Source organism: Williamsia sp., assembly GCF_036566845.1.
Taxonomy (GTDB): domain Bacteria; phylum Actinomycetota; class Actinomycetes; order Mycobacteriales; family Mycobacteriaceae; genus Williamsia.
This window is the reverse complement of the sequence record NZ_DATCVM010000042.1, coordinates 26,649-35,282: the sequence shown is the minus strand read 5'-3', so window position 1 is coordinate 35,282 and position 8,634 is coordinate 26,649. Positions and strand designations below refer to the sequence as shown.

Genomic DNA, 8,634 nt, shown 5'->3' with positions numbered 1-8,634 from the left:
CCGCCTTGTGCATGTTCGGGTCCGGTGCTTGCTGGTCTAGAGTCGGCGCATCACGGTGACGACCTTTCCCAGGATCACCGCGTCGTTACCGGGGATGGGGTCGAACACCGGGTTGTGCGGCATCAGCCAGACGGCGTCCTTGGTGCGCTTGAACGTCTTGACCGTGGCCTCGCCGTCGATCATCGCGGCGACGATGTCTCCGTTGTCGGCGACATTCTGCTGGCGTACGACCACCCAGTCGCCGTCGCAGATCGCGGCGTCGATCATCGATTCGCCGACCACCCTGAGAAGGAAGAGCGAGCCTTCGCCGACGAGTTCCTTGGGGAGCGGGAACACGTCTTCGACGGCTTCTTCGGCAAGTATCGGGCCGCCCGCCGCGATCCGGCCGAGGACCGGGACGAACGTCGGCGTCGGAAGTGATTCGTCGGGTGCCTGTACCTGGCCGGCAGCGGTGGCCGGGTTCAGGTCGGTGTCCTGGATGTTGACCGCCCGGGGGCGGTTGTTCTCGCGCTGCAGGAAGCCTTTGCGTTCCAGCGTGCGGAGCTGGTGAGCGACCGACGAGGTCGAGGTCAGGCCGACGGCGTCGCCGATCTCCCGGATGCTCGGCGGGTAGCCGCGCTCGCGAACCGAGGCGCGGATGACCTCGAGTACGGCCTTCTGGCGGGCGGTCAGCGAGCCCTCGGCCAGAGGTCCGGTGGTCACCACGGTCGTCGTGGTCCCGTCCGACGGCGTCGGGGGCTGGGTTGTGTCGGCCATCAGGTCCTCCAGTTCATGGGGTATCGGGCGGGGTCCATGTGCACAAAGGTAGTGCAAATCATCACAAGTCTCAAACATTTGTTCGATCAGGCGTGGCGCTTGTCGGAGGCCCGTGGTACTAATCGAACACTCTTTCAATCGAACGAGTGATCGAACGCAATACCCGATCCGATGACCCGAGGACTGAACCCATGACTGCAGCCACCACCATCAACCGGCCGGCCACAGCTCGGCCCGTTCACGACGATGAGCGCGGTACCGCCGTACGCACCAAGCGCCCGGTGCGCCCCGCGGACACGCTGCGTCCGGCTGATCGCCGTCTGCCCGTGCAGCGCCGGGTGGCCGTCTCCTGCGCCGATTCGCGCAATTCGGAACAGCGGATGCCGACCGCCCGTGAGAAGGTCTTCGCCCGTCGGCGCGCGTGGGCGGCAGGGGCCGTCACCGGAGTCGGGCTGATGCTGATGGTCGCATTCATGACCTTCTTCGGCGGAGTCATGGCGCAGTCGACGGATCCGGCGCGGGTCGGTACCGAGGTCGTCCACGTCCAGTCGGGAGAGTCGTTGGGAGCCATCGCTTCCCGGATCGCACCCGGGATGCCCACCGAAGCGGTGGTCGCAAAGATCATGGAGCTCAACGCGATGAGCAATTCGGCCGTGTCCGTCGGCCAGGCGCTGGTCACTCCGGTCTACGTGAGGTAGATGATGCAGGGGCACACCGCCCGGGCGGTATCCTCTGAGGCACAGTGTCTGGTCACTCCGCCCAGGCCGACGATCGCCGAGGAACTGTGCATGCATTGCCCGTTTTGCAAGAACGAGGACACCCGCGTAGTCGACTCGCGGGTGGCGGACGAGGGACAGGCAATCCGTCGCCGTCGTGCCTGTTCGCAGTGCGGACGTCGATTCACCACGGTGGAGACCGCAGTGCTCTCGGTGGTCAAACGGACCGGCGTCACGGAACCTTTCAGCCGCGAGAAGGTGATGCGCGGTGTCCGCAGGGCGTGCCAGGGCCGATCGGTCGACGACGACAAGTTGCAGCATCTCGCGCAGCAGGTCGAAGAAGCGGTCCGGGCGTCGGGTTCGGCAGAAGTACCGGCCAATGAGGTCGGTCTCGCGATTCTCGGTCCGCTCCGCGACCTCGACGAAGTGGCCTATCTGCGCTTTGCCTCCGTGTACCGTTCCTTCGACTCGGTGGACGACTTCCAGAAAGAAATCGACGATCTCCGGTCCGGCAAGTCCTGACCCGCCCGCCTACCCGAATTCGCTCCGGTCGCCTGCACATGCTCCTGTTGCAACAGGAGCACACGCAGGCAAGCGGAGCGAATTTGCGTTGTGGGGGAGTCAGCGCAGATCGCGAATTGCCTTGACGGCGCGCTTTTCTGAGATCGGGTACGCGGTTCGCAACTGTTGAGCGAACAACCCGACCCGCAGTTCTTCGACGATCCAGCCGGCGGTTTCGCTGACCGCATCCCGCCGTTCCGAGGGCACCATGCGCAAATGATCGGTCCACGCCGCCACAACCCGGTCGACGGTGGCCATCGACGCGGCGTCCCGCGCTGCGGCCGCCGGCAATTGGTCGAGTCGCGCGAGCGCTGCATCGAGGTAGCGGGGTATTTCCGTCAGATGGTCGCCGCCGGTGGCAGAGATGAATCCGTCGAATACCAATTCGCCGAGTTGGTCCTGCACATCGTCAGCAGCAGCAGCGGCGACCGTGGACGCGTCGATCGCGGTGCGCAGCGGAGCCACCCGGGCCAGCACCGCAGCGGCCTGGCGCAGCTTGGTGGTCGCCCGGGCGGTGACCTGGCCGGCAACGTGTGTCCGCAGTGCCTTGTAGTCCGTCGCCGACCACACACCGGGCTGTGCCGGAACAAGATCGATGACCGCCGCGCGGACGCAGTCGGCGAGTAGTGCCGCCGTGCTGGGGTACGGACTCTGGCTCAGCGCCAAGCGGTCGGCGGTGCCCAGTGCGGACGTCGCATTCGGCCGCAGCGCCGGTACGTCGCTGATCAGGAGGCCGATCAGCGAATTGTACATCTGGATGCGTTGTTCGGCTTCGGTGGAGACTGCGGCAACGGTGAAGCCGGTGCCGCGGGCCACCAGCGCGGGATAGCTCGTGATCTCCTGGCCGGCAACGGTGCTTCTCACCGATCGAGTGAGTGTGCCGAAGGTGTCGGCGGTCCAGGTGGTGGCCACCGGTGTGGACGCGGGCGCGGCTTCTCTCTCCAACGCCGCACGGGCCTTGTCGCCGAGGCTCTCCTGCAGTTCGTTCAGAGATTTGGAGCGGCCGAGTTCGGTTCCGTCGGCGGCGACGGCGATGAAGGTCATCCGCAGGTGGTCGGGCAGCGCGGTCACCTTCAGATCGGCGGCCGCGATGGACACGCCGGTGATCCTGGTCAGCTCGGCGGCCACACTCGCGGTGAGCGGTTTCGCCCGCGGAGTCACGGCGGCGAGGACCTGTGCTGCCAGATCGGGTGCCGGACCGACCTGACGCCGAAGGGTTTTGGGCAATGTACGGATCAACTCGGTGACCAATTCGGTGCGCATTCCGGGGACCAGCCAGTCGAATCCGGATGGGCGCGCCCGGACCAGCAGCGACAACGGGATCAACACGCTCACACCGTCGTCGGCGGTGCCGGGTTCGAATCGGTATCGCAGGGTGTAGGTGGTGTCTGCCTGGCGCCAGGCGTCGGGGAATCCGGCGGGATCGGTGGCACCCCCGGCGGCCACCACATCCGCCGGATTCAGGTCGAGGAGTGTGGGGTCGTTCTTCCTGGCGTTCTTCCACCAGGTATCGAAATGCCGGCCCGAGACAACCTCTTTGCCGACGAGACGGTCGTAGTGCTCGAAGAGGGTGTCATCGTCGACCACCACGTCGGTGCGTCGCACCCGGTGAACCGATTCCTCGGCATCGTCGAGGAGCGCCCGGTTGCGATGGAAGAACGGGTGCTGCGTGCGCCAGTCACCCTCGACCAGCGCACTGCGAATGAACAACTCCCGGGCCACTTCCGGGTCGATCGAGCCGTAGTTGACACGTCGCTGCGTCACCAGGGGGACCCCGTAGAGGGTGACCCGTTCATAGGCCATCGCCGCGGAATGCTTACCCGACCAATGTGGTTCGCCGTATTGGCGTTTGACGAGGTTGCCGGCCAGTCGCTCGGCCCACTCGGGTTCGATCCGCGCGGTTGTCCGGGCCCACAACCGCGACGTCTCGACGATCTCGGCCGCCATCACGAACCGTGGCGGTTTGTTCGACATGTGTGACCCGGGGAAGATCATGAACTTGGTCCCACGGGCTCCGAGGAACTCCTTGGATTCCCCCTCACGAACACCGATCTGACTCAGCAGCCCCGACAACACCGACTGGTGGATGGCCGCAGCCATGCCGGATTCCGCTTCGGGGGTCTCGAATGTCGTCGGCACGGTCATGCCCAGGTCCCGGACGATGCGGACCAGCTGGGAATGCAGATCCCGCCATTCACGGATTCGGAGTCCGTGCAGGAACTCACGGCTGCAGCGCTTGCGGAACTGGCTGGAGGACAACTCTTTTCGCAAGTCCTCGAGGTAGGTCCACAGATTGAGCAGGGTGAGGAACTCGGATCCGGCGGCGGCAAAGCGGCGATGTGATTCGTCCGCGGCCTGCCGGTGGTCGGCCGGACGTTCGCGGACATCGGGCAGCGACAACGCGGCAGTGAGGACCAGCATCGGGCCGAGTGCGCCCTGCTTGTCGGCCTCGACAAGCATCCGGGCCAGACGGGGATCGACGGGGATCTTCGCCAGCGACCGGCCGATCGGGGTCAACGTCCGCACCGGGCTGTCGGGGGCGGCCGGGGTCAGTGCGCCGAGTTCGTCGAGGAGTTGCTGGCCGTCGCGGATGGCCTTGGGATCCGGCGGCTGCACAAACGGAAAGCGTCCGACGTCACCGAGTCCGAGTGACGTCATGTTCAGGATGACTGCGGCCAGGTTGGTGCGCAGGATCTCCGGTTCGGTGTACTCGGGCCGCCCGTCGAAGTCGTCTTCGCTGTAGAGACGGATGCAGACGCCCGCGGCAACACGGCCACACCGGCCGGCGCGCTGACGGGCACTGGCCTGGGAGATCGGTTCGATCGGGAGCCGTTGAACCTTTGTGCGCGTCGAATAGCGCGAAATACGGGCGGTGCCGGCATCGATCACGTAGTGGATGCCCGGCACGGTCAGCGAGGTTTCGGCAACGTTGGTGGACAGGACGATTCGTCTGCCCTTGTGGGACGCGAACACCCGGTGCTGATCGGCTGCGGACAGACGTGCGAACAACGGGATCACCTCGACGCCACGTGCCTCGAGATGCTTCAGTGACGCCGCGGTGTCGGTGATCTCGCGCTCGGTGGGCAAGAAGACCAGGATGTCGCCGGGACCTTCGGCGAAGAGTTCGTCGACAGCCTCGCCGATGGCCTGCAGCTGATCGAGATCGGCTTCGTCCTCGTCTTCGACAACCAGTGGGCGATAACGGATCTCGACGGGGTAGGTGCGTCCGGACACCTCGATGACCGGAACCGGGTGGCCTTCGGTGGCGAAGTGGTCGGCGAAACGTCCTGGCTCGATCGTGGCCGAGGTGATGATCACCTTGAGGTCGGGGCGCCGGGGCAGCAGTTGCTTGAGATATCCGAGGATGAAATCGATGTTGAGGCTTCGTTCGTGGGCCTCGTCGATGATCAGCGTGTCGTAGTCGCGCAGCAGACGATCCTGCGAGAGTTCGCGCAGCAGGATGCCGTCGGTCATCACCTTGACCAGTGTGTCGCGGGAGGCCTTGTCAGTGAACCGGACCGAGTAGCCGACCACACCGCCGAGTTCGGTACCGGTTTCTTCTGCGATGCGCTCGGCGACCGATCGGGCCGCAAGCCGTCGCGGCTGGGTGTGGCCGATCTTGCCCGCGACGCCGCGTCCGAGTTCCAGGCAGATCTTCGGTAGCTGGGTGGTCTTGCCGGAGCCGGTTTCGCCCGCGACAACCACCACCTGATGGGCCTCGATTGCCGCGGCGATGTCCGCGCGCGCAGCCGAGACCGGCAGTTCCGGCGGATAGCGCAGCGCCGGGACCAGTGCGCGACGACGTTCGAGTTCCTCCGGACCGGGGCCGGCCGGTGTGCGCGACGCCGACCGTGCGGATGCAGGCCTGCCGGACGATTGACGCCGCCGGCGTCGGCGCTGCCCGGACCTGGTGGGCTGTTCTTCTCCAGTGGGCTGATCTGATCCGGAGGGCTGTCTTGATCGAGTGGGCTGTCCGGGTGCGGCTGGTTGGCTGGGCTGATCGGGCGCGGTCGACATATCGCTTCCCATGGTAGTCGCCGATGCCCGGACATCCCGGGGCCACCTGGGCAGGCATGATGTACCACATGACTGCTTCTTCTGCTGCCGCTCTCTGGCACGGGTTCGCCGACATGGGCGCAGTGCGCGACTCGGGACCGTTTGTTGTTGCCAAGGGCGAGGGCACCTACATCTGGGACGCCGCCGGAAACAAGTACCTCGACGCCACGGCCGGTCTGTGGTTCACCAACGTCGGACACGGTCGGACCGCGATCGCGGACGCGGTTGCCCGCCAGTTGAGTACGTTGGCGCACTATTCGGGGTTCGGTGACATCACCTCGGACGTGACGGCCGCCCTCGCCGATCGTCTCTCCGCCATCGCCCCGGTCCCGGGTAGCAAGGTGTTCTTCACCTCGGGCGGCAGCGACTCGATCGATTCGGCGGTGAAGCTCGCGCGCCGGTACTGGCACGAGATGGGAAAGCCGGAGAAGAAGATCGTTGTCGGGCGGACGAAGGCGTACCACGGCATGCACGTCGGCGGGACCGCACTGTCGGGTCTGCCGCCGAACCGCGAGAACTACGGCGAGCTCATGGCCGACGCGGCCACCGTCGACTGGGATGACGCGAAGAGTCTGCGCGGCCTCATCGAGCGCATCGGCGCCGACAACATCGCGGCGTTCTTCGTCGAGCCGATCATAGGCGCGGGCGGGATCTATCTTCCGCCCGAGGGCTACCTGTCCGAGGTGCGGCAGATCTGCCGTGACAACAACGTCTTGTTCGTTGTCGACGAGGTGGTCACCGGATTCGGCCGTATTGGTGGAACCTGGTTCGCGTCGGGTCGTTTCGGGCTCGAGCCCGACATGATCACCACCGCCAAGGGATTGACGTCGGGCTACGTCCCGATGGGTGCGGTGTTCATCGCACCGAAGATCGCAGAACCCTTCTACGCGGGTGGGGTGTGGTGGAGCCACGGCTACACCTACGGTGGGCATGCCGGCGCCGCAGCCGCGGCGATGGCGAACCTCGACATCATCGAATCCGAGGGGCTGCTCGAAGAGTCCGCGCGTCTCGAATCCGATCTCCATGTCGCGCTTGCACCGCTGGCCGATCTGCCTGCGGTGAGCGAGATCCGCAGTGGGCTCGGCGCTGTTGCCGCCGTGCAACTGGCGGACCCGTCGACGGCGCCGTCGGTCGTCGGCGCCTTGCGTGCGCACGGAGTCAGTGGGCGCGCGGCCGGCCAAGGTGCGCTGCAGATCTCACCCGCGTTTGTGATGACCAGCGCTCAGGTCAGCGAGATGGCGCAGCGGATCGGCGACGCACTGGCATAGACGCCAGACAAGAGCAGGGACCCCCGACGGGGTCCCTGCTCCTTTGTGTCGATGCCGGTGGCAGCGAGGGGATTTCCGCTATCCGACAAGAACCTCGGCAGTACTGAGTGCAGCAGCGACGCCGGCGATGATCGAGGCGACCTTCAGCGATTCGAGAATCGCGTCTCGCTCGACACCGTCTTCGCGGAGGGTGTTCTCGTGGGCGGCGACGCAATGGCCGCAACCGTTGATCGACGACACCGCAAAGGACCACAACTCGAAGTTGGCCTTGTCGACCCCGGGGTTGCCGATGATGTTCATCCGCAGTCCGGGACGCAGGTCGTCGTACTTGCCGTCCAGGAAGCCACGGCCGCGGTAGAACACATTGTTCATGCCCATGATCGATGCGGCACCGAGTGCGGCGTTGTACGCCTCCGCCGACAGGTTGTCGGCGGCTTCGTCGGCGATCTCCATGAGGACGGTCGCGTTCTTGGTCGCTGCCGCAGTGGACAGCAATGTGCCCCACAGCTGCTCGTCCTTGAGGACGGTGGTGCGTGCGATGGATCCCAGGTTGAGCTTGAGATCTTTCGCGTACTCCGGCAACGCTTCTTTGAGATTGTCGATGCTCATCTATGTACTTCCTTCTACGAGCAGACGATCAGACGCTGGCGGTCAGCAGTTCGCCGGCGTCGATGGTGGGATCGCCCTTCTTCCAGTTGCAGGCGCACAGCTCGTCGGACTGCAGTGCGTCGAGAACACGCAGGACCTCGTCGACGTTGCGGCCGACCGAACCTGCGGTGACCGAGACGAACTGGACCTCGTTGTTGGGGTCGACGATGAAGGTTGCGCGGTCCGCGACACCATCGGCATTGAGAACGCCGGTGGCCTCGGCCAACTCGCGCTTCAGGTCCGAAAGCATCGGGAACGGAAGGGTCTTCAGGTCGTCGTGCTGTGCACGCCACTGGAAGTGCACGAACTCGTTGTCGACGGAGGCACCCAGAACCTGGGCGTCGCGATCTGCGAACTCGTCGTTGAGCTTTCCGAATGCGGCGATCTCGGTGGGGCACACGAAGGTGAAGTCCTTGGGCCAGAAGAACACGATCCGCCATTTACCGGCGTAGTCGTCCGAGGTGACCGTTGTGAAGTAGTCGTCGGGCTGCTTCGCGTCGACCTTCGAGAGGTCGCCGCCGATGACGGCCGTCAGGTTGTAGGCGGGGAATTGATCACCAATAGTCAGCAATGGCATGAATGCTCTCCTCAGGTCTGTTTAAAGCAACGTCGTTAATACTGCCCTGAAA

General features: G+C 65.2%; 7 protein-coding genes. 3 read left to right on the top strand and 4 right to left on the bottom strand.

The window, feature by feature from the left end; genetic code table 11:
• Positions 1–36: 36 nt before the first annotated feature.
• Positions 37–756, bottom strand: a complete 720-nt coding sequence (gene lexA / locus VIQ49_RS03910) for a transcriptional repressor LexA (RefSeq protein ID WP_414731570.1) — start codon at positions 754–756, stop codon at positions 37–39.
• Positions 757–947: 191 nt separating this feature from the next.
• On the opposite strand from lexA, the gene VIQ49_RS03905 reads away from it, so the two are divergent.
• Both VIQ49_RS03905 and nrdR read left to right on the top strand, forming a co-directional pair.
• On the top strand, positions 948–1,454 hold the full coding sequence (locus VIQ49_RS03905; RefSeq protein WP_331880992.1) for a LysM peptidoglycan-binding domain-containing protein: 507 nt from the start codon (positions 948–950) through the stop codon (positions 1,452–1,454).
• A gap of 90 nt (positions 1,455–1,544) precedes the next feature.
• Positions 1,545–1,994, top strand: coding sequence for a transcriptional regulator NrdR (gene nrdR, locus VIQ49_RS03900; RefSeq protein ID WP_331880989.1), 450 nt, complete (start codon positions 1,545–1,547; stop codon positions 1,992–1,994).
• Between the two features lie 99 nt (positions 1,995–2,093).
• Here the strand turns inward: nrdR and hrpA are convergent, their stop codons facing one another.
• A complete protein-coding gene (hrpA, locus tag VIQ49_RS03895) occupies positions 2,094–6,050 on the bottom strand; it encodes an ATP-dependent RNA helicase HrpA (protein ID WP_331880986.1) in 3,957 nt (1,318 codons plus the stop codon).
• A 68-nt stretch (positions 6,051–6,118) separates the two neighbouring features.
• Between hrpA and VIQ49_RS03890 the strand changes: the two genes are divergently transcribed.
• A complete protein-coding gene (locus VIQ49_RS03890; protein ID WP_331880984.1) occupies positions 6,119–7,357 on the top strand; it encodes an aspartate aminotransferase family protein in 1,239 nt (412 codons plus the stop codon).
• A 78-nt stretch (positions 7,358–7,435) separates the two neighbouring features.
• Here the strand turns inward: VIQ49_RS03890 and VIQ49_RS03885 are convergent, their stop codons facing one another.
• Together VIQ49_RS03885 and VIQ49_RS03880 are read right to left on the bottom strand one after the other, a co-directional pair.
• Positions 7,436–7,966 (bottom strand): alkyl hydroperoxide reductase, encoded by a 531-nt coding sequence (locus tag VIQ49_RS03885; RefSeq protein WP_331880981.1) that lies wholly within the window; start codon positions 7,964–7,966, stop codon positions 7,436–7,438.
• Positions 7,967–7,994: 28 nt separating this feature from the next.
• Positions 7,995–8,582: a peroxiredoxin gene (locus VIQ49_RS03880; protein ID WP_331880978.1), complete on the bottom strand. Its 588-nt coding sequence runs from the start codon at positions 8,580–8,582 to the stop codon at positions 7,995–7,997.
• Positions 8,583–8,634 lie beyond the last annotated feature (52 nt).